Source organism: Spiroplasma alleghenense (assembly GCF_003363775.1).
Classification (GTDB): domain Bacteria; phylum Bacillota_I; class Bacilli_A; order Mycoplasmatales; family Mycoplasmataceae; genus Spiroplasma_B; species Spiroplasma_B alleghenense.
In genome coordinates, this window is the sequence record NZ_CP031376.1 from 529,734 (window position 1) to 552,372 (window position 22,639).

18 protein-coding genes are annotated in these 22,639 nt (G+C 29.1%); 15 read left to right on the top strand and 3 right to left on the bottom strand.

Going from position 1 to position 22,639, the window contains the following annotated elements; all coding sequences use genetic code 4:
• Window positions 1-10: 10 nt before the first annotated feature.
• Both SALLE_RS02410 and SALLE_RS02415 read left to right on the top strand, forming a co-directional pair.
• Window positions 11-985, top strand: coding sequence for a lipoprotein (locus tag SALLE_RS02410; RefSeq protein WP_115558045.1), 975 nt, complete (start codon window positions 11-13; stop codon window positions 983-985).
• 148 nt (window positions 986-1,133) lie between these two features.
• Window positions 1,134-2,912 (top strand): PTS transporter subunit EIIC, encoded by a 1,779-nt coding sequence (locus SALLE_RS02415; RefSeq protein ID WP_115558046.1) that lies wholly within the window; start codon window positions 1,134-1,136, stop codon window positions 2,910-2,912.
• 69 nt (window positions 2,913-2,981) lie between these two features.
• Here the strand turns inward: SALLE_RS02415 and SALLE_RS02420 are convergent, their stop codons facing one another.
• Window positions 2,982-3,665: a hypothetical protein gene (locus SALLE_RS02420; protein ID WP_115558047.1), complete on the bottom strand. Its 684-nt coding sequence runs from the start codon at window positions 3,663-3,665 to the stop codon at window positions 2,982-2,984.
• 355 nt (window positions 3,666-4,020) lie between these two features.
• On the opposite strand from SALLE_RS02420, the gene SALLE_RS02425 reads away from it, so the two are divergent.
• From SALLE_RS02425 to SALLE_RS02480, 13 genes are all read left to right on the top strand, one after another.
• The gene (locus tag SALLE_RS02425; protein ID WP_115558048.1) at window positions 4,021-4,869 is read left to right on the top strand and encodes a hypothetical protein; all 849 of its coding nucleotides are present in this window, start codon (window positions 4,021-4,023) and stop codon (window positions 4,867-4,869) included.
• 268 nt (window positions 4,870-5,137) lie between these two features.
• Window positions 5,138-6,601, top strand: coding sequence for a CoA-acylating methylmalonate-semialdehyde dehydrogenase (locus SALLE_RS02430; protein WP_115558049.1), 1,464 nt, complete (start codon window positions 5,138-5,140; stop codon window positions 6,599-6,601).
• Window positions 6,601-7,416 carry a 5-deoxy-glucuronate isomerase gene (gene iolB, locus SALLE_RS02435; RefSeq protein WP_115558050.1) on the top strand — a complete coding sequence of 272 codons (816 nt, stop codon included), beginning with the start codon at window positions 6,601-6,603 and terminating at the stop codon, window positions 7,414-7,416. The genes SALLE_RS02430 and iolB overlap by 1 nt, the downstream gene beginning before the upstream one ends.
• Before the next feature lie 17 nt (window positions 7,417-7,433).
• Window positions 7,434-8,411: a 5-dehydro-2-deoxygluconokinase gene (gene iolC / locus SALLE_RS02440; RefSeq protein ID WP_115558051.1), complete on the top strand. Its 978-nt coding sequence runs from the start codon at window positions 7,434-7,436 to the stop codon at window positions 8,409-8,411.
• On the top strand, window positions 8,398-10,305 hold the full coding sequence (iolD, locus tag SALLE_RS02445; RefSeq protein ID WP_115558052.1) for a 3D-(3,5/4)-trihydroxycyclohexane-1,2-dione acylhydrolase (decyclizing): 1,908 nt from the start codon (window positions 8,398-8,400) through the stop codon (window positions 10,303-10,305). The genes iolC and iolD overlap by 14 nt, the downstream gene beginning before the upstream one ends.
• 22 nt (window positions 10,306-10,327) lie before the next feature.
• Entirely contained in the window at window positions 10,328-11,224 is an 897-nt protein-coding gene (gene iolE / locus SALLE_RS02450; RefSeq protein ID WP_115558053.1) for a myo-inosose-2 dehydratase, read from the top strand.
• Window positions 11,225-11,245: 21 nt separating this feature from the next.
• Window positions 11,246-12,256 (top strand): inositol 2-dehydrogenase, encoded by a 1,011-nt coding sequence (iolG, locus tag SALLE_RS02455; protein ID WP_115558054.1) that lies wholly within the window; start codon window positions 11,246-11,248, stop codon window positions 12,254-12,256.
• Between the two features lie 70 nt (window positions 12,257-12,326).
• Window positions 12,327-13,886 carry a PTS ascorbate transporter subunit IIC gene (locus SALLE_RS02460; protein ID WP_162807932.1) on the top strand — a complete coding sequence of 520 codons (1,560 nt, stop codon included), beginning with the start codon at window positions 12,327-12,329 and terminating at the stop codon, window positions 13,884-13,886.
• Window positions 13,887-14,074: 188 nt separating this feature from the next.
• Window positions 14,075-15,385: a hypothetical protein gene (locus SALLE_RS02465; RefSeq protein WP_115558056.1), complete on the top strand. Its 1,311-nt coding sequence runs from the start codon at window positions 14,075-14,077 to the stop codon at window positions 15,383-15,385.
• A 63-nt stretch (window positions 15,386-15,448) separates the two neighbouring features.
• A complete protein-coding gene (locus tag SALLE_RS02470) occupies window positions 15,449-16,624 on the top strand; it encodes a hypothetical protein (protein ID WP_115558057.1) in 1,176 nt (391 codons plus the stop codon).
• Between the two features lie 11 nt (window positions 16,625-16,635).
• Window positions 16,636-16,776: a hypothetical protein gene (locus SALLE_RS05945; RefSeq protein ID WP_162807933.1), complete on the top strand. Its 141-nt coding sequence runs from the start codon at window positions 16,636-16,638 to the stop codon at window positions 16,774-16,776.
• Between the two features lie 14 nt (window positions 16,777-16,790).
• On the top strand, window positions 16,791-17,393 hold the full coding sequence (locus tag SALLE_RS02475; RefSeq protein WP_115558058.1) for a hypothetical protein: 603 nt from the start codon (window positions 16,791-16,793) through the stop codon (window positions 17,391-17,393).
• Window positions 17,394-17,407: 14 nt separating this feature from the next.
• Window positions 17,408-17,947 (top strand): hypothetical protein, encoded by a 540-nt coding sequence (locus SALLE_RS02480; RefSeq protein ID WP_115558059.1) that lies wholly within the window; start codon window positions 17,408-17,410, stop codon window positions 17,945-17,947.
• Between the two features lie 36 nt (window positions 17,948-17,983).
• Here the strand turns inward: SALLE_RS02480 and SALLE_RS02485 are convergent, their stop codons facing one another.
• On the bottom strand, window positions 17,984-20,260 hold the full coding sequence (locus SALLE_RS02485; protein WP_115558060.1) for an MOLPALP family lipoprotein: 2,277 nt from the start codon (window positions 20,258-20,260) through the stop codon (window positions 17,984-17,986).
• A 67-nt stretch (window positions 20,261-20,327) separates the two neighbouring features.
• On the bottom strand, window positions 20,328-22,568 hold the full coding sequence (locus SALLE_RS02490; RefSeq protein WP_115558061.1) for an MOLPALP family lipoprotein: 2,241 nt from the start codon (window positions 22,566-22,568) through the stop codon (window positions 20,328-20,330).
• Window positions 22,569-22,639 lie beyond the last annotated feature (71 nt).

Genomic DNA, 22,639 nt, shown 5'->3' on the forward strand with positions numbered 1-22,639 from the left:
ATTAGAAAATATGAAAAAATTATTAGGATTATTAGGAGCAGTTGGTTTAACTGTTTCAACAGCAAGTGCTGTAGTTGCTTGTGGTCAAACAAAAGATGAAGAAGACAATAAAATCGATTCAGGAGATCTTGGTGATGAAAAAGTTATCAGCGTTAAAAATGTTGTTGTTAACCGAAATGTTAGTAGAAAAGACTTATTGGGAGAAGGCGCTGATAATTCAAAAATCACCAATGCTGGGATTGTCGAAGGCTTAAATTATGCCAACAATACTTCTTTAGAAGAAACAGATGTTGAAATTGAATTTCAAAATACCGAAAAAACAATGGCAACAATTACTGCAACAGAAGGTTCAAAATTTACTGGAACAGTTAACATTTATATTAACTTTGATGTAAATATAGAAAACATCATTCTAAATACCAAAATTGGAGATGTATACATCTCAAATGATGTATGAGCAGACAAAAGTTCGCCAATAGTTTTAGCAACTTTATTAATGGAGTTTATTGGAGATAAAAATCCAATTCTAGAAATTATAGCAGATCAAATACTTAAATTTTCAACAAATTCAATGTTAGTGCCAGAATCAATGATCGTTGAAGAAGAATTAATAACTTTAAATTTCAACCTACTAGATGACCCTAAGTGTTTTATTAAGGGAAAAATAACTATAAGCTTTAATCAAAAAGATGATACAAGACTAACTATTAAACAAGCGGTTACAAATACAGATTTAGGTAAAATAGCAGATAATCAAACTAAAACCATTCTAAAAAGATTATATGAATTAAATAAATCAAATATGAAAGATATTAGTGAAGAAGTTTTTATTAAAAATACAATTGTTGATCAAGACGATGATGGTGAATATTTCATTCAATTTGTTGCAGGAACAAGTATTTTCAAGGGTCACGATGATATGGCGGCATTTTTAGCAGAAATTGACTCTAAAGATATCCAACTACCAATTACTTTTACAGTTTAATAATCAAAACCACCTCAGGGTGGTTTTTTATTTGTAAGAACAAATTATATATAATATAAAAAATAGTCAATAATTTTTTCTAATTATGAAAAATATGTTGATAAAATTATCTTATGTGTTATATTTAAAAGGAAAGGAAATATAATTTATGTCAAAAACAGAAATTTTAACTGATGACAAAGCCTTAGTAGGTGACAAAAAAGTTACTGAAAAGAAATTGTCTTCAAAATTGGCAAAAGCAAATTCGGGCCAATCTGGTTGAAATAAATTCCTAAGCATGCTTCAAGAGCTAGGTAAAGCTTTGCAATTTCCAATTGCGGTTTTACCATTTGCAGCGATTTTAAATCGTTTTGGAGCCCTAGGAATTCAATTTACAACTGATGCTGCTGGTGAAATAACCAATCAAGCAGGATACTGAATTTCGTTCTTTTTCCAAGCTCCAGGGGGAGTGGTCTTTGATAACTTGGCGTTATTATTTGCTATCGGGGTGGCCTTTGGTTTAGCTAAAGATCATCGTGGTGAAGTTGCTTTAATTAGTACAGTTTTCTATCTGATAATTGTTGCTATGACAGGTCACTCAGGAACTCTTCCAGAAGCAATTTATAAAACATTGTTACCATTTGAAAACGTTAAAGGTGAACAATTCTCTAGTTTATTCTACGTACCAGTTTACGAAGAAGGAGTAATTACTGGGGGAGCTTATGTTTTAAGTGTTGGAGTTCTTGGAGGGATTGTTGCGGGATGTTTCTCAGCATACCTATACAACCGTCTAAAAGAAATCGAACTACCTCAAGCGTTATCATTCTTCTCAGGACGTCGTTTTGTGCCAATGGTAGCTATGTTAGTGGCTATGTTAGTAGCTCTTGCATTCGCAATCGTTTGACCATGAATCCAATTTGTTCTAATGAAATTTGGAGGTTTAATTGCTGACCCAACTAAACCTGAAGTGGCGGTTCCTGGAACTGCGATGTTTGCAGCCCTAAACCGTTTCTTATTACCGTTTGGACTACACCAAATTTTAAACACATTCTTCTGATTCCAATTACCAATTCAAGGGGTTGTAATTGATCCTTTAACTGGTAATGCAGGTAACACTGAAGTTTGAGTAAGTGGGGATATCAATGCCTTTGCTAAAGGAATTGAAGGTTCGGGATTATTCCAAGGGGGATGATTCCCAATAATGATGGGTGGAATGCCAATGGCAGCCGTTGCTATGATTATGGCAGCACCAAAAGAAAAACGCCAACAAGTGGCTGGATTCTTAGGTGGGGTTGCTGCGGTTTCATTTGTTAGTGGAATTACTGAACCAATCGAGTTCTCATTTGTATTTATCGCCCCAGTTCTATTTGGAATTCACGTTGGTTTAAGTGCAATATTCTTTGCAATTTCAACTTCAATGCGAATACAAATCGGATTTGGATTTAGTGCTGGTATGATCGATTACATCGTTTCATTTGCACAATCGTGAGGATTCTCACAACACAATACAGGAGCCTTTAAAGTGCTTGCAAACCCATTAATGACTCTAGTATTGACAGCAGGAGCAGGAGCTGCCTACTACTTTATTTTCTACACAGTGATTGTTAAAATGAACATTCAAACACCTGGACGTGAAATTGAAGTTGATGGAGCCGCACCAGTAGCCTATGTAAAAGCTGAAAAAACTAAAGGTAAAAAAGACTTTACAGCTAAAGCAACCGCAATTATCGATGCACTTGGAAAAGACAACATCGAAATTGTTGATAACTGTACAACTCGTTTACGTTTAACTTTAAAAGATGTCAACGATCCAAATATCAATGATGCAGCAATCAAAGCTGCTGGAGCATTTGGTATCAAAAGACTTGGGGATAAATCAATGCAAATTGTTTTAGGACCCGATGTTCAACAAGTTTCATCTAAAATGAAAGAATTATTAGGTAAATAATCAAAAAGTGGATTTATAATCCACTTTTTTTATTTTGAAAGGTTATTTATATTTCTTGTTAATTATCATCTAGTGATGGGCATAATCCCCGTGACTATTGTGAGTGTGATATGTTTCATAAGTTACAGTAACTTGCCCGACTGCTAAATTAGCATCTAAAGCTATAATTGTAGATTGAAATTGATTATTAATCACTCCTTCACGAGTATCAACAAAAAATTTTTCAAATCCCAGACTACCAATAGTATTAGGATTTTTCTCGCGAATTTTTTCTCATAGTTCATGAATTCTAGGAGCCTTATCAAAACCTGCCCCAAATCTTCCTAACTCTTTATTAACGATTAAAGTATTTAGGTCGAGTTTTTCTGATTTATAATCTACTAAATTATAGGTTACAGTAATTTCTCCTGTAAATGAATGTGCTGTGGGAACAGCCCTGATAGTAGCCTTGGTTGTTGTGCTATCAACATTGGGTTTGAATTGTAAGTCCTGCATTGAAAGGAACCTTTTTACATAACCTTCTTTTTCGGGTTCTAAGTCCGGATTCAACTGTTTTAATTTAATAAAAATTGAATACATTTCTGGGGGAGCATTTTTGTATTTTACCTCAATATCTCCCAAATCTAGATTTGGAACTGCTTTGCTAAGATCGGTTTTTGCTCGTTTCTCAACACTTGTTTTACAAGCTGTTACAGTTAGTACTGGTGCTGCGGTAATTGATAAAGCAGCAAACATTGCTAATAGCTTTTTCAAAATAGCCTCCTTCTGTAAAATACACAGTATTAAAACTTTCTGTAATCTTGTCGCTACTGGTTAACAATTCTGTCAACTCAAATATATTAACATGTTTATTTCAAAAGGGAATAACTATATTTATTATTTTGATAATTTTTGAAAATATTTTTTAAATTTCTCGATTTTTTAAATTTGATTTTATCTTTTTTATTAATTTAATTTTAAAAACAATAAATTAACTCTTTAATAAAATTATTGATATTTTTGAATTTTGAAAAAAAATATTTTTTTTATGCAAAATATTTTTTTAAAAGTGTATAATTTTAATAGTTTAAAAATATTAAAAAATATTTTACAAAATAAAAGGGGAAAAATGAAAAAAGAATTACAACAGTATAAAAAATTTATAAACCAATACAAAAAAATAAACTATTTTAATTTAATTTTATTCATTTGTGATTTGATAATTTTCTCATTAGTTTTATCGGGATTTATTTTTCAGATAATTCAGGCAAATTCATCAAAGGATTCTAATCAGATGATTGCTTATCTTGTTTTGTTTTTATCTTTTTATATTTTGATTAAATTTACAATTACTAATTTTTTCTATAATAATATTTATTTTATAAAATTAAATATTTATAATAAGGAGTTTGAAATTAGTAAAATTAAAATAGAAAAAAAGGAAATTATTTGCTCAACTCCATTTTGGTTTTTAACAATTTTAATTTTCATAAACATTTTTTCTACAATAATTATAAATTACCAATCTGATACTGCGTTTGAAAATCAGCCGATAATATCAGCTTGCATTTCAACAATGGCAAGCATCTTGCTAATACCATCATTTTCAGCAATTTTAAATAAAATTACCGAGGTTAAAAAACCAGTAGTCAATAATTACACAAATTTATTAAAACAACAATTCATTAGTTTTAAAAACATTTTTAAAAATTATGAAGTGGCTGAAAATTTTGAGTTCATTAGTTTTAAAGAATTATCTTTACAAAGCAAGAAGGGTATATTTTTAATATCAAAAGATGCTAATTACAAAAAAGAAATAGTAAAATTTAATGAGGAGATTATTAAAATTTATTCAGAAATTTGAGAAAAATATTATGAATTACTTGAAATTTCTAGATCGAAAAATTTCAAAAGTAAGTGACAATTTAATCTTGAAAGAGATTTTGATAAAATATTTATAAATTTCCTTGAGTGATAAAATATAAAAATTAAAAAAGCGTTTATTTTTAAACGCTTTTTTAATTTCAAATTTTAAGGTAATTAATTTCTAACAAAAAAATATTGTTTAGAAATAATTTTTATTTTAATTGACATTGTAATTTAAAATGTTATTCTATTTGTAAGGATTGAATCCGGTATAAATATCAACCGTAATGTTGTTATTTTTAAAGGCTCTTCAAGAAAATTTAAATAGAAGAAGCGATATATTAGTAAATATTAATTTATTAATTGAATCGAGGTTTTCTATGAAAGAATATGTCATAGTGGATAATTATATAAATGGTAATTGAGTTAAGAACAAATCAGAAAATTATTTAGATTTAATAAACCCTGCAACTAAAGAAAAAATTGGAAAAGTCGCTTTATCAAATAATGAGGATTTGAAACATGTCGTCGAATCTTCGAAAAGTGCATTTAAAATTTGAAGTAAATTTTCAACTCCAAAACGTGTTAACATTCTAATAAACTTTCTTCAATTAGTTAAGGATAATAAAAAACAGTTAGCTGAAATTATAACAATTGAAAACGGCAAACCCATTGCAGAGTCAATCGGAGAAGTTCAAAGAGGGGTAGAGAGTATTCAACATGCCATTTCTGTCATGACTCTTTCTATGGGAGATTCTTTGGGAAATATTGCAACAGGAGTTGAGGCTACTAGTTACAATTATCCAATTGGGATTGTTGCAGGTATTTGTCCCTTTAACTTTCCAATGATGGTACCTTGTTGAATGTTTCCTCTCGCAATTGCGTTGGGTAACTGTTTCATTTTAAAACCATCTGAGAAAACTCCGCAACTAGCAAAAAGATTAGCAGAAATTTTTAATCAAGCTGGTCTACCAGATGGGGTGTTTAATATTTTAAATGGTGGCAAAGATGCTGTTAATGCAATTTTACAAAATTCAGATATTCAAGGAATATCTTTTGTTGGATCAAAAAAAGTTGGGGAATATATTTATCAAGAAGGTTCTAAAAATTTCAAAAGAGTTCAATCTCTAACTGGAGCAAAAAATCATGCGATAATTTTAAAGGATGCAAACATTGATCACGCAGTTGATCAAATATTGAAATCAGCTTTTGGTTCTGCTGGGGAACGTTGCATGGCTTGCTCGGTAGTTGTTATTGAAAAGGAAATTGCTGATGAATTTTGTGATAAATTAAAAAACGCAGCACTAGAAATAAAAATTGGTAATGGATTAGATGAAAATAATAATCTAGGCCCGGTAATTAGTCAAGAAAGTTTGAATAACATTTTGAATTATATTGATTTTGGAATTAAAGAAAAAGCTAAATTAATATTAGATGGTCGTAAAGTAATTGATGATTCTGGCTACTTTATTGGTCCAACAATTTTTGATCAGGTTACAACAGAAATGAAAATTTGAAAAGACGAAATTTTTGGTCCTCTATTATCAATTGTGAGAGTATCCAGTTTAGAAGCCGCTATTAGAATTTCCAATGAATCACAATTTGGTAACGGAGCTTGTCTTTTTACAGATAGCGCTTCAGCAATTAGAACTTTTAGAGAAAATATTGATGCAGGTATGCTAGGAATAAATTTAGGAGTTCCCGCTCCAATTGCAAGTTTTCCATTTTCAGGATGAAAAGATTCTTTCTATGGAACTTCTCACACTAACGGTAAAGATGGCGTGGCTTTTTATACTCGTAGAAAAGTAGTTACGGCTTTGTTAAACATCGGGAAAACAAAATAGTGCAAAAATCATTAATTCATCGAAACCCAAACCTGAGTCAAGAAAAAATTTATGAGTTACATGATGTTAATTCGAGAAATTCAAATCTTAAATACATCAGTTTTAAAGTAATAAAAATGAAAAAAAATGAGAAGTTGAATTTCTTTGCCAAGGAGTACGAGCTTTGTATTGTGCCCCAAAATGGGATAATAAAAATTAAGAGTTCTAAATCAGAAAAAAGTTTTACAATTTCAAGAACTAAAGGAGTTTTTATTAAAGAACCAAGTGATTGCTTATATGTGGGTGAGTGAGATGAGATAAATTTTGATGCAAAAAGTGATTGTGAATTTCTTGTTGCAATGGCCAAATCTCAAAAAAATTTGCCAACAATAATTATTAAAGGCGATGAAATTAATGTGGAAAAACGTGGCGGACACGGCAATAGAAGAACCGTTTTTAATATACTCAATGATAGTAATCCTATTGCCAGTAGCTTAATAGTTGTTGAGGTATTCACAGATCAAGGCAATTGAAGTAGCTATCCACCCCATAAGCATGATGAATTTATTGAAAACAAGGAAAATATTTTAGAAGAAATTTATTTTCATAAAATTAGTTCTGAAAGAGGATTTGTCCTACAAAGAATCTATGATAAAAACCAAATTGATAAAACTTTTGTTGTCAAAAATAATGACATAATTTTGGTAAAAAAAGGTTACCATCCAGTTTCTGTTCCACCCGGATATAATTCTTATTATTTGAATATAATGGCTGGACCTATTAAAAAATGAAACTTTACAAATGACTTAGATCATGAATGAATTATTAATAAATAGAATATTCGAGGTAAAGAATGAACGGATTAGACATAATAACTTTTGGTAGAGCTTGTATTGACTTGAACTCTGTAGAAATTAATGTTCCGATGGAAAAAACTAAAACATTTGCAAAATATGTTGGAGGATCACCAGCTAACATCGCCATTGGTTGTGCTAATTTGGGATTAAATGTCGGATTTATAGGTAAACTATCAAGCGACCAACATGGACGATTTATAAATAATTATCTAATGAAAAAGAAAATAAATACAAATGGAATAGTATGGGATAGAGATAACCATAAATCTGGTTTAACATTTACTGAGATATTGAGTCCAGAAGAATGTAGTATCATGATGTATCGACAAAAAGTTGCTGATTTATTTATCAAACCAAGTGAACTTGATGAAGATTTTATAAAAACAACAAAAATGGTATTAATTTCTGGAACAAGTTTATGTTCTAGTCCTTCAAGAGAAACTGCTCTGAAATTGATTGAAATTTGTGAAGAAAACTTTATTGAAGTTATTTTTGAATTGGATTATCGACCATACAATTGAAAAAACGAATTAGAAACTTCTATATACTATAATTTGGTTGCTTCTCATTCACGAATTATAATAGGTACTCGTGATGAATTTGATAAAATATTTATTAAAAATAAATATTCAGACTTAGAAATCGCTGAGTACTTCTTGAATCGAAATTCTCATCTGGTTGTTATTAAACATGGTGAAAAAGGCTCAAAAGCATTTCTCAAAGATGGGACTATATTTGAATCGGGAATTTTTAAAACAAAAGTATTGAAAACATTTGGAGCAGGCGATTCTTTTGCTTCAGGATTTCTATATGGGTATATCACAAATCAAACAATTATGAAGTCATTAATTATTGGTAGTGCCGCTGCAGCAATTGTTGTAAGCTCCCATAGTTCTTCAGAATCCATGCCCACTCTTGAAAAAATCAAAGAGTTTATAAAATTAAATGAAGGTGAAAAAAATGAAGTTAATTAAACTTACTGTTGGACAAGCAATTGTAAAATTCATCGATAATCAATATGTTTGATTTGATGGTGAAGAAAGCAAATTTGTCGAAGGAATATTTAACATTTTTGGACACGGTAATGTTTTGGGATTAGGAATCGCCATGGAAGAAACCGAACATGATTTGAAAATAATTCAAGGAAAAAACGAGCAGGGAATGGCTCACTCGGCAATTGCATTTGCTAAGGAAAAATTACGTCGTAAAATATTTGCAGTAACAACATCAATTGGGCCTGGATCTACAAACTTAGTGACCTCTGCTGCAACTGCATTTGTAAACAATTTGCCTGTCTTGTTTTTTGTTGGTGAAACATTTTCTTCAAGACAACCCGATCCGGTTTTACAACAGATAGAAGTTGAAAGTAGTAATTTGATCACAGTTAATGACTGTTTAAAACCAGTATCAAGATATTTTGATAGAATTTATCAACCTCAGCAATTAATGTCAGCTTTGATTCGTGCATTTGAAGTTCTGACTGATCAAAAATCACAAGGACCAGCAACAATTTGTTTACCTCAAGATGTTGCTAATAAATATTTTGAATTTGAAGAGTCTTTTTTCAAAAAGAGAATTCATTATATGAAAAGAATAATTCCTGATGAATATGAAATTGATAGATTTAGCAATTTGCTTTTGAATTCTAAAAGACCTGTAATAACTCTTGGTGGTGGTGTGAAGTATTCTGAGGCTAACCAAATAGTTCAAACAATTAGCGAAAAATATAATATACCAATTGTAGAAACTCAAGCTGGTAAATCTGCCATCCCCTTTAATTTTAAAAATTTACTTGGAGGTGTGGGTGTAACTGGAAACGAAATCGCCAATGAAGCTGTTTACAAATCTGATTTAGTTATAAATTTAGGAACTAGACTAACAGATTTCACAACAAATTCAAAAAAATCATTTTCCAACGTCAATGTTGAAGTTGTTAATGTAAATATCAATCGATTTCAATCTATGAAAATCGATGGATTTAGTGTAGTTGGCGATATAAAATTAACCTTAGAAAAATTGTTAGCAAAATTACCTAATTACAAATCAACCTACAATGATGAAATAATTGAGTGAAAAAAAACTTGGGCAATTGAAATTGAAAGAATAAAAAACATTTCAGAAAAAACAAATGAATTAATTGAAATAAAAAATCAATTTAGTGATGAAAAAATTAAACAATACTCTCAAACTTTAAACACAAATTTATCTCAATCACAAATAATTGTAAGATTAAATGAAATTCTGCCTGAAAATAGTATTATCGTTGGTGCGGCTGGTAGTTTGCCAGGTGACCTTCAAAGACTTTTTGAGCCCAAATATAAAAATAATTACCACATGGAATACGGCTATTCTTGCATGGGATATGAAATAGCCGCTGCCCTAGGAGTTAAAATTGCAAATCCAGATAAAGAAGTTTATGCTTTTGTGGGAGATGGAAGTTTCTTAATGATGCATACAGAACTTGTAACCGCTTTGCAATATCATTACAAAATAAATATAGTTTTGTTTGATAATTCAGGTTATGGTTGTATCAACAATTTGCAAATGGATAATGGTGGTAAAAGTTTTTGTACAGAGTTGTTGGATTGTAATAATGAAATAATGAACATTGACTATGCAAAAATTGGTGAAGGTTATGGAATGCGAACTTTTAAAATTAATAAAATTGATAATTTAGAATCAGTTATTTCAAGTGCGTTAAAATATTCTATATCAACTTTAATAGAAATTAAAGTATTGCCAAAAACAATGTCAAAAAATTATGGGGGATGATGACATGTTGGAGTCCCTGAAACAAGTATAAACAGCGAGGTAAGTGTAGCTAACAAAAAAATCAAAGACGAATTAGAAAAAATAAGAAAATACTAACAAAGAAAGTAGAGGTTATTTCATGTTAAATGACTACGAAATTAAATTAGCAATTGCTCCTATTGCTTGAACAAATGATGATATGCCAGAATTGGGTTCGGAAAATACTTTCGAGCAATGTATTAGCGAAATGTCTTTATCGGGATTTCAAGGCACAGAGATTGGAAACAAGTATCCAAAAGATCCAAAAATTCTTAAAGTTTATTTGGACCAAAGAAATTTAAGTGTTGCTAGTGCTTGATTTAGCGCTTATCTAACTACTAAACCATTTGAAGAAGTTAAGAAAGATTTTATTAAACACCGCGACTTTCTCTATGATTTAGGTGCTAAGGTAATTGTTGTTTCAGAACAAGGTCATAGCATTCAAGGCGACTTTGCAAAATCGATTTTTAAAGATAAACCAATTTTTTCGGATTTACAATGAAAATCTTTGACCACTGGTCTAGAACTTTTAGGGGACTTAGCTCATGAAAAAGATATGGAAATAGTATACCACCACCATATGGGAACTGGAGTTCAAACAACTTCGGAAATAGATCGCCTAATGAAAGAAACTGATGAGAGTAAAGTAAAACTATTGCTTGATACAGGTCACTTACTATACTCGGGAGAAGACCCATTTGAAATATTTGAAAAATATTCTCAAAGAATTAAGCATATGCATTTTAAAGACATTCGCTCAGCCAAACTAGCAGAAACAATTGACAAAAAACTTAGTTTTTTAGACTCAGTTAAAATTGGGGTTTTCACAGTTCCAGGAGATGGAATCTTTGATTATAAACCTTTTGTAGAAAAGGTTAAAGCAGCCAAATATCGTGGTTGAATTGTAGTGGAAGCTGAACAAGACCCAGCCGTTGCGAATCCCTTTACGTATGCATTGATTGCTAGAAATTATATGAAAAAAACTTGTGATATTTAATTTTCCAAAGGAGGAATTTAAATGAATAAAAATGTTGTAGGAATTATTGGTTTGGGCCGTATTGGTAAACTCCATTTAGATAACATTATTAATAATAAGAGTGTTCAAGTTAAATATGTATATGATGCATTTTCCAAAGATATTAATGAGTATATTAAAAATTATTCTGGGGTAACAGTTGCAAAAGAATATGATGAAATTTTAAATGATAAAGAAGTTAATGTTATTTTTATTTGTACTCCAACTACAACTCACTCTGAAATAATAATTAAAGCTGCACAGGCCAATAAAAACATCTTTTGTGAAAAACCAATAAGTTTTTCTGAAGAGGAAACTAATGCTGCCTATGAAGCTGTCAAAAAAGCTAATGTTAAATTTCAAATTGGTTTTAATCGCCGTTTTGATAAAAATTTTATTGACGCTAAAAAAGCAATTTTAGAAAATAAAATTGGTCAATTACATATTTTGAATATAACTTCAAGGGATCCTGAACCTCCAAGTCTAGACTATGTTAAACAATCTGGGGGAATTTTTATGGATATGGCAATTCATGATTTTGACATGATGAGATTTATCTCTGATTCAGAAGTTGAAGAAGTTTATGTAAACGGAGCAGCATTAGTTAACCCAGCAATCGCTGAAGTGGATGACATTGATACTGCAATTATATCTCTTAAATTTGCAAATAAAGCAATTGGATCAATTGATAATAGTCGTCAGGCGGTCTATGGTTATGATCAAAGACTTGAAGCCTTTGGTAATATGGGTAAATTAAATGTCAAAAATAATTTACAAGAAAATATTTGCTTAGCCAATGCTGAAAGTGTCATTTCTTCAAAACCACAATGATTTTTCTTAGAAAGATATAAAGAAGCTTACTTCTTAGAAACAAAACTATTTTTTGAAGCTATTACAAATGATACTGAAACAAGTCCAAATTTCTTGGACGGAATTAAAGCTCAAAAAATTGCAAAAGCAGCTAAACAATCTTTAAATAGTGGCAAACCCGAAAAAGTTGAGACAATAAGTTAATATTTCTTTCAAGTTAGTTGGGTTAATACAGAACTAACTTTTTATTTGAACTCAAATGAAAAGGAGTTATATGGCTGAATTTACATCGTTTTTAAAAGATTTCTTCGGTTTCCCGGCAATTTTAATTGGTATTTTTGCCTTATTGGGTAACTTGCTACAAAGAAAATCTTTTACAAATTCTATCATATCAACACTAACAGCCGCTTTAGGGTTTCTAATCTTACAAGCAGGGGGAGGGTTTATTTCCGATGTCTTGGTTAAATTCTCAGCGGGTTTCAAAGAACTATTTGGTATCCATGGAGTTTTACCAAATTCTGACCCATTGGCTATTAATATTTTAGCTACTGTAAGTGATGTAGCGACGATGGCCTCGTTTATGCTGCTTATCTCTATTATTTTAAATGTCGCCCTTGCCAGAGTGACTAAATTTAAATATATTTTCTTAACAGGACATCACGCATTATATTCTTGTGTTGCTCTAGCTTTTCTTTTTAAAGTTGCCAACATTAGTATTGAAACAGAATGATGATACTACATTATTGTAGGTTCAATCATCATATCGATTTACATGTTACTGACCCCAGCAATGACTAGTAAACAAATGCAATTTCTAACAAAATCAGATAAAATTTTTATTGGACACAGTAATTCATTTGGTTTTGCTATTGCTGGTCAAATCGGAAATCTAGTTGGAAAATTAAGAAAAGGTAAAATTCAATCTACTGAAAATATCAATTTTCCAAAATGGCTTTCAATTTTTAAACATTCTGCAATATCAGTAACAATAACAATGTTTATTTTATTTTCAGTAATCTACTTCTCGCTATGAGCAATCGAAGGTAGAGAGGCTATGGAAAAAATCGGTATCTTGCAAGCAGGGGAGTCACCCGTTGCTTTGGTATTTATTTTATCTCTTAAATTCACTGCTGGTTTAGAGGTTTTAATGTTTGGTATTAGAATGATGATTGGTGAATTAATGCCAGCATTAGAAGGTATTAGTAAAAGATTTATTCCTGGAGCTAGAATGGCTGTTGACTGCCCTGTAGTCTTTGCATATGCTCCAACCGCTGTACTAATTGGATTTTTAAGTAGCCTAGCTGGGGGAATTGTTGGTTTTGGAATTTCGATTGGTCTAAATAGTGCAGCCCCTGCAGTAATAAGTGCAGTAATTATTCCTGGAATAGTTCATCACTTCTTTACTGGGGGAACTGCTGCTACATTCGCCAATGTCAAGGGAGGAGTTTTAGGAGCTGTTCTTGGTTCATTTGTAAATGGTTTAATAACAACATTTATTCCCGTCATGTTTTTGGCAATGCAATCAAGTTTTAATTTCACATTCCAACCAGATGGGGCGTTAATGTTTGCTGAAACTGATTACTCAATTTTTGCCACAATTGGATCATTCTTGCAATGATTGCCTGCAAAATGAATATTAATGGTCGTAGCTATTCTATTACTTATCTACTTAATTGTTGATGGAGTAATTCATGAAGTTAAAGATCGTAAAAACAACCCAGATAAATATTTAAAAATTAAAGAAAATCGTCTGCAAGAAAAGCTCCAGTATTTAAGCGAAAGAAAAGCTCTTAAAGAAAAAAGAAGTGCTGATCGAGCAGAGGAGAAATTATAAAAAATGAATAAATAATTATTATAAATTAAGAGGTGATCAGTTTTGATTATCTTTTTATTTATAATTAACCATAGATTTAAAGCATATTCATTTACATAAAAAATCGTTATTAGAATTATGCCAAAACTAGAAATGGACTTTTAAGCTAAAATTTGATATAATTATCAAAGATATTATGAGGTGACAAAATGTTAATAAATAAAATAATCGCAAAGAATTTTATCACTCCAGACACAAAGGAATTAAAATTTAATAAAAATGGTGAACTTTTAAATGCAAAGGTTAAAAAGAGTAAGACCGACGTTGTTTCACAATTATTAGAAATTGTTAACGGAGCTTGATACAGTTATACTATTTCTTTTGAAAAATTTTATCCAAAGTTTGCTTCTTTAAGCAAGAATATGGATTTGGAAATTGATTGCTTAATTAGTCTTGATGACATTGAAATTGAGCAATTTAATAATCAACTAAAATCTGATGGATTAAAACCAATTAATTCAACTGAGTTTATGTTTCAAATAAAAGTGTATTGACCATACGTTTTTCCTGTTGTTAAATTAAAGCCATTAACATTCAAAAAAGAGAAAACGCTGGTTTTGGGAAACCATTATGCTAAATTTATTAAACCAAATTTAACAAAGAAAGAAATTCTTGCAGGAGCTGGTATTAATGCGGTGGCTCAATTTAGAAAAGCATACTTTAATTTAAAAAAAGAACCAGTTTCTTCTATTTTAAAAGATCAGCACTTGGAATATTTAAAATTAATTCGTGCAACTTTTATTTATGACAATAAATTTATCGGTAAGTTAGCTAGATTAGTTTACAATATTGATGATGGAGATATTTTAAATTATGCTGATAATCAAGATTTCTATTTAGAAAATAAAAATATTAAAAATTGACTTAATTCATTTCAGCTTTTTGTTGATTATCCCGAGTTTAAAATGAATTTTTTTGAAATGGTTTATGATTACTTTTTATCAGATTTGCAATGACTATATTCAACTAGAACAATAAATAATGGTTATGAAATTCAAAAGCTTCTTTTGGAAAATAACGCCGCAGTTGCTGTGGACTTTCCAAAATATGCAAAAATATTTAATGGGGCAATTTCATTAAAAGAAAGAAAATATCGAGAAGAGTTAATTCAAAAGAAATTATTAATTGAAGCAGTTGATGAGGTAGAATTCGACCAAAAATCACTACAACTATTAATGAATTACAAATTCTTAAGTCATCGTCAAGATAGGTTGATTGAAAAACAAAGTGCATTTAGTCCAAGAGGTGAAGGGTTGCATATTAATAATGCTTTAGCTAATCAACAAATTAAAAATGATTGATTTGCCAAGAAAAATTTATCTGAAAAGGTTGGAATAAACTTTAGGGTTAACGAAACGGAATTATTATTTGATAGTAAAAGCAAGAATAAAAAGAAAAATAATCTACCTGTTATTGAAGAAGAAAAAGATTTTATATTTGATTCAAAATTCTTCGATTAAAATATAATAAATTATTAGGCGATTAATTTCGCCTTTCTTAATTAAATAGAAAGATGAGTAATTATGAATAATAAAAAAGATTTACAAGATAATGATTTACTTCAAGAAATTGATCGTGAAAAACTATTTAGTGAAATTCAAGATAATAAAATGAAAGATTCTGATAAAGGCAGTTTTGTTGCTGCTATTATGGAGAATTATTTTTTAGACAATGATAACATTAATTTTCTAGAGGATTATGGCTATGGTTTTTGGAATTTTCTAGAGGGTGAAAATTGTATATGTCTGAGTGAAAAAAAGTTTGGTGATTGTTGCAAACCAAAGTTGAAAAAAAATGATAAAATAGAATATTTATCACTTGTTGAAAGCTTGGATTCAGAAGAAAACTATAAAATTTATTTAAAAAATCTTGAACCAATTTTATCTAAAGTAATTGAAAAAAATAATAAAAATTCAAAATGTCAATTTCCTGATTGCAAAAATTTAGCAGTCGAAAATAATTTATTTAGTGATATTGATTTAGATAAAAATGAATTTTTATCTACCGCCAAGAAAAATATCATTGATTCAAAATTTACAATGGGTGAAAATTTCTTCAATCCATTGGTAAGTGATATTTTTAATTTTTACGGCTTGTGTGCAGAACATGACACTGCAACTTCACAAAATAATTTAAAAATTGGTATTAATTCAACTGAGTTAGAAAAAGCTCTATTCAATCTTAGAACAGTGATTTATAAAAAGATTAAAATAGAGGTCACTTACTATACTTTATACGAAGAATTTATTAATAATTATTTAAATGTTACCAAGACTGGATATCAAGCGATGATGGTATTTAAAATGAGAAAGATAATTAATTCTGTTAAAGAAATTAGGGATATATTTTCAAATCTTTTTGAAGCAATAAAAAATAACAATTTATCGGCTATTTCATTTGTAGATTATGATTTAAAAAAACAAGATAACTTCCAAATAAGAGATTTAATTAACTTTCAAGTAACTCCAAAAAGTTATACTGTGATCAATTCTGTTAATAATCCCTTAATTAATGAGGAAATGGCTGTTATTAACGTAATTCAAAGTAAGAAAAGCACTTTTGTAAGCTTTATGTATCTTAAAAAATCTGAAAAAATTAAAAAATATTTTGAGGAATGAAGTGAAATAAACGAAGAAAAAGCTCAAAATTTAGAGCCTTGAGTGACTAATAACTCATTAATTCTCTCTAAAACATTTTAATTTCCAAGAAAATGTGAACAAAACTTTCTCATGATGAAAAAGTTTTGTATAGTGCCTTGAATAAGTTTAGATTTGAAAGTCCTAAAGTAGGTCAAGAGTTTATTAAAATGAAATTCTTTGCAGGATTCAACAAGGGGAGCAACTTCTTCTAAGAGGGGACTTATAGATGTCATTAAAATGAATAACTTTGCTAGTATTATTTATAATTTATTTAGTTTCTTTGCTAGTAACTGGAATTATGGCATTAAAATACCAAATTCGTCATAAAAGTTATAAAAAAATTCAGCAAGAATTTAATTCTATCATTAAGTCATCAGAACAAAACTTCTTAAATAGTAATATAATCTACACTTGTGAATACCCACTCCCTAAAAATGAAACGCTTTTATATAAAATGGAAAAGATTGTTGGATTTAAAGAAAAGATAAAAACCAAAAAAAATAACACAAGCAATAAAAATGAAATTTATAATAAGGAAGAAATTTATCTTGATAAGAAAATTCTTAAAGAAAACTACTCGCTTAAAAAGATAAAGTATCTAGGATTTGATATTGATGGAGAATTACTTCTTACAAATTTTAGATTACTATTAAAAAATAGTGAGGGTTTTTTGCAAATTCCATTGTCTGAAATAAAAAAAATTGATCATAGAATATTTAACATTAATGGGTCTTACGAAATTGGTATTTCAATTTTAACTGAAAATTCAAATTACAAATTGATCACAGATAAATTAGAGTGATTCTTTTTCTTGAAGAATTTAATATAGAATGGGGCGAAAATATGAATCAAAATCAGCTTTTTGTTTTAAGTGGATTAATATTTTCAATTTTAATTTCATTAGTAATGATTTTTTTCTGAGTTAATTTATACATAAGAATTATTCAAGTTAGAAAAATGAAAAGGGACAATATTTTTATAGTAAATAAATTTCTAAAATTATTAATATTAATTTTGTTGCCGATTTCATTAATATTAATTTTTATTTTTTCAATATCTTTTGCCACAATATTCTTAATTTATAAAAATATAATTTTTAATTATCTCTTTCAGTCAACTTTTTTGGTCTACGTAATTTTAATAATTTTTGAAATAATTTTTATTTCAATTAAAAGTAATTCAATCGAAATTGTAAAGACTGATGATTGGTTAATTCTAGTTTCTGAATTAATTGAAATTAAAGAAATTTCAAAAGTAGAATATGACTTTAGACACAAGAAAATATTTTTGAAATTTAAAGATCAAAAAAATTTGCAAAGAGAATTAAAGTTGTGTTATAACACTAAAATAAGAGAAATTTTTAATGCAACTTTAAGAGAATAAATTTAATATAGAAAAAAGTACTCATTTGAGTACTTTTTAAATTCTATGAATACTTTTAATTGTTCACAATGATGAATTTTCAATTGTTTCATTTAATGGGTCTCGTTGAATGAAAACGAATCTATAATCAACATATTGTTTTTGGGCTCCTCTAGAAGATGTTTTTCCTTTATCGTAACGAAGAACAAAATCAATTTCGGGTCTTTCGCCAACTAAATAATTTCTAGCAGATATTTCTTTAAACTTAAATGAATTTGAAAAAACTAATGGAAGGTAAACATCTTTTTCTAAAGCGGCAGCTTTTTTATTTGTTTTCTCAAAAACATATTGTAGTCCAGACATCGTATCTTTAATTGTGTTAGCTGTGTAATCATTTTTTGATTTATCATTTTTAAGCAAATCTTCTAATTTTTCATAAAATGAACCACTTACAAAGCCTTCGCTAGCTAATTTAGGCATTCCTAATAAATCATTAACCAAAATCTTACTTCCAGGATTTTTAGCATTTTTTAAATATCAACCTTTATTCATGTTTAACTTAATTAAAGCTGGTAGGGTTTGAACTTTAAAATTATTATCCAATTTACCTTGATCGTTAATTTGTTGATCTAGAGCATTATAAATAAAGTACTCATCTTTTAAAGGATCTAATAAGTTTTTAATTTTATTAATATTTAAATTACTTTTACCTTTGGTATTGTAGTTATTTGCGAACTTTTTAAAAATATCTGTAAGTCTAGAGTCTTGCAAGAAAATTAGTTCTAAAGGTAAGTTTGTTTTAAATACTTCAGTGATCTCACTAATTTTGTTACTTAAAAGCGATCTTAGGTTAGCAAAATTTGCTTCTTTTCCTGATGGAATATCTAGTTTTAATAATCCAAACAGGGTGGGTATTAATTTTCCTGATCATAAGTTTTGATAGATAAATCTGACATTATTTGCGGCCAAAGTTCCTAATCCTGGGGCAATACCGTTAATTATTTTAACAATGTTTGATGAAATAATAAGTTCACCTTGGGTAGATAAAGAATCAAATAAACAAGTAACGGTTTTATTGACAGCTTTGTTAACTATTGGATTAGCCTTTTCACTAGCTATTTTTGCTATTGAATTTGCTAAGGCGTTTATAATTGGTGTAAATCCCGCAACTCTAGTACCTCTACCTATAATTGTATCTGAAATGGAAATTGTGTAAGTCTTCTTATCTTCAACTTGGAGTAAAATTGAAAATAATTTTTGTAAACCATAACCATTAACATCTGTTTCTGGATCTGGGAAGAAACTTTGCAATACATTAGAAATTTTTTCAAAATCTAAATGACCACTAGCATCAAAGTTAGAGTTTCTCACTTTGTTTAAAACTACTAAATTTTTATCCTTTTGACTAAAAATGTGATCCGAATCAGTTACTTGGGTTACATCCAAATTACAATATTCAGAATAGGATTCCAAGTGTTTTAAAATAACTAAAAGTGCATTACCAATTTTAGAAATAATGTAAATTAAATCACCATCTTGCAAGCTTATTTTTTTAGATCCATCAATTAATCCGTTAATAATATTAGTTAAAATAGTTGTTGCGTTGTCACCTTTTTTATTGATAGGGGTAGTTGATGTTAAATCATTTTTACCATCATATTGAATACTTGTTTTGGTTAGACGAGCTAAAGCTAAGGTAATTTGATTAATTGAATAATGAATCGCAAATTGCTGAGTTTTACCCTCTAGTTCACTAAAATCAAATATTTCATTTAAGACGTTAATATTACTTATTGATAAAATACCACTAATTGTTTTATATGCAGATTCACCTAATGCACTTCCTATGGCATCGCTTGTTAGAATTGTTGTTAGAGTACTAGCTGTTCTCTGGTTAAATCCACCACCAAAAACAATTAAAGCAGTACTTACCAGTCCTGCAAAGGTTGTTGAAATACTACTTTGGGGCTTAGAACCCTTATTATTTTTTACATTATTATCTCCATTGGTATCATTAATAAAATTATTAAAATTGGTTCCTTTACCAAAGGTTGAATTTAAGACTTGGTTGAAGCTAGTGCTTGAATTACCTTTATAATTTTTAAGTAAATCATCTGCTTTTGAACCTTTATATTGATCCATTGTATAGTTTAAGTTAATATTTTCTTCTTGGTTTAGGATAAGTGCTCTTCCGTAGTAACTAAAAACTTCAGCTAGAGACTTAACTTCTTTACTAACCTTACTAACTTTATTTAAAGTTTGACAGGCTATCACAGAACTTGAACTACTAATTGAAATTGTTAAAGTGCCTAAAATTGCTAATAATTTTTTCATAAGTATTCATACCTTTCATAAAATTATTATAGCACTTAATATTTATAATCTACTTAAAAATAACACTTTATCGTTTTCTATTAATATTTACCATTTCTCAGTATTTAGCAAGATTTCCTTTATCATTTATAAATTCACTTAATTTAAAATTAAATTCATAAGTATGCATAACTTGCGATCTAATCGAAGTGTATTCGATTTCAAAACTTATAAATTCCTCGTTTTTATCATTAATGGTGTGAAAACGATTTTTTTGTTTAAAATTATCTTGATTAACAAATGGCAAAAAGACATTTTTATAATTATCTGACATTTCAAAATTCATGAAATTTAAAATATCAACAACCCCAGTTAAGGTTTTTCTCATAAATAAACCTGAGTGATTGTTATCAGCTGAATTATCCTCTAATAGGTTTTTTAAGCTACCAAATAAGGAATTTGGAAGTAGGGTTTGTGATGATTTATCAAGCCCTAGATATTCTGTTAAATCCATTTTTTTACCATCTTTTGAAACGTATCAACCTGGATTTTGTAACATATTTAAAATTATGAAAATTCCGCTTTGTTTTTCGTTGTTAAATTGAACTTCTCCAAGAGCGTTATAAACTAAGTCTGTCTGAGCTAAATTTGAAAATATTTTTTTTATGTCATCAAAATTAATTTCAACTTTTTTCAAATCACTGTAGTTATTTTTAAAAGCTCTAATAGCATCTCTTAAAGAGACGTTAACTAAAGATTCCAAAATTAAGGGTAATTCTAGACCAAATGATCTTAACAAATGTTTTAAGGGAGTCTTTAAAATTGTGCCAATATTTTGAATACTATTAAGTAATCCCTCATCAATTCCACCACCAAATAATCCTAACAATTCTTGGATTATTGACCCAGAGTATAATTCATTAAAAATGTTGTTCATTTTTGCAATAATTTCAGGATCTGTTAAAACTGCGTGAATATCTGGAGCAAATCCTTTAATCATGCTTAATGTAATACTATCAACTCCAAATTCTGCCCCGTTAGTGACTGCTAATACAATTCTGTAAAGCAAACTTGGAATTAGCGTTTGTAGTGTTGGTGGTATTGCGTTGATGTAAGAAATCCCTTTACTAATTCCGACTATTAACTGATTATAACCTTTATTGACAAACGGGTTTCCTAATATAGTGAATTCATGTCTTTTTTTATCATCAATCTTAAATAAAATTGAAAATAATTTTTGAAGTCCAAGACCATCAAAATTAGTAGATTTATCATTAAAAGCATCATCAATTAAATTTAATAAATAACCAAAATTTAAAGTATTGTTTGTATCAAAGTTTGAACTACGAACTTTTTCAACAACCCCTAAGTCCCCGATTTCATTGTTAAAAAGATTTAAATGATTTGTTGGAACTGAATTAATTGTATTATCATAACTTTCAAAAGCAGACATGTATTTAGCCATAATCATTAATCCTTTTATAATATATGATATTGAAGAAACTATATTTTCAATATTAATTTCTAAAGAAATCTTACCAGTTATAAAACCACCGATTATTTGCTCTCATAGGTAGGTTGCGTCTCCGCTGTCTTTTTTTCCAGTTTCTGGAAAAGGGGTTGATAGGGTTAGTTCCTCGTTAGTTTTGGGATCGATGATTAAATCGTGTCCAAGCAATTGGGCAAGTCCAATCGTTAAGGAATTAATTGAATAATCGATAGCTTGCTGATTTGTTTTTCCAGTTAAGTCATTAAAATCAAAGGCGTTGCCAAGTTTTTCTAAATTATCTTTTGAAAGAAAACCACCAATTGTATCAAGTAAATCAGGAGTTAAAAGTCCACCAATTGCTTCACTTTTTAATAATCCTTCAATAACAGTTGCTTCTTTGATGCCAAAACCATTTTTAATTGTTAAAACAATAATATTTATAATTGAACTGATTTGAGAAAAACTGCTATCAGTAAAGCTTCTTGAACCATTTAAAATAATCGAGCCATCAGTTTTTAAGTTTTTGAAAGCTTCTGGAACCGGATTAGTATTATTAAAAGTATTTTGAAATACTGTTCTCATTAGTGTATGAGAATCAGCATTAAAATCCGGCATTAAATTGCTGATTTTCTGATTAGCAAAATAGTCGATACTATCTGAAATCTTAATGTTTTCTGCATCGCTTAATGCGTATGCTTGTGCGACAAATTTAGCTATTTCAGAAAAAGTAAATTCGGAAGTTTTCTTACTAATCTCCTTATTAACTACACTACAACTTGTTACAACAGCTGAACTAGAAACAATTGCAACTGTTCCTAAAATCGATAAAAGTTTTTTCATTTTCGTTACCCCCACTTTTAAGTGTTTTAAATATATTACACTAAATAGTTGTATTTTTATTCATAATATAA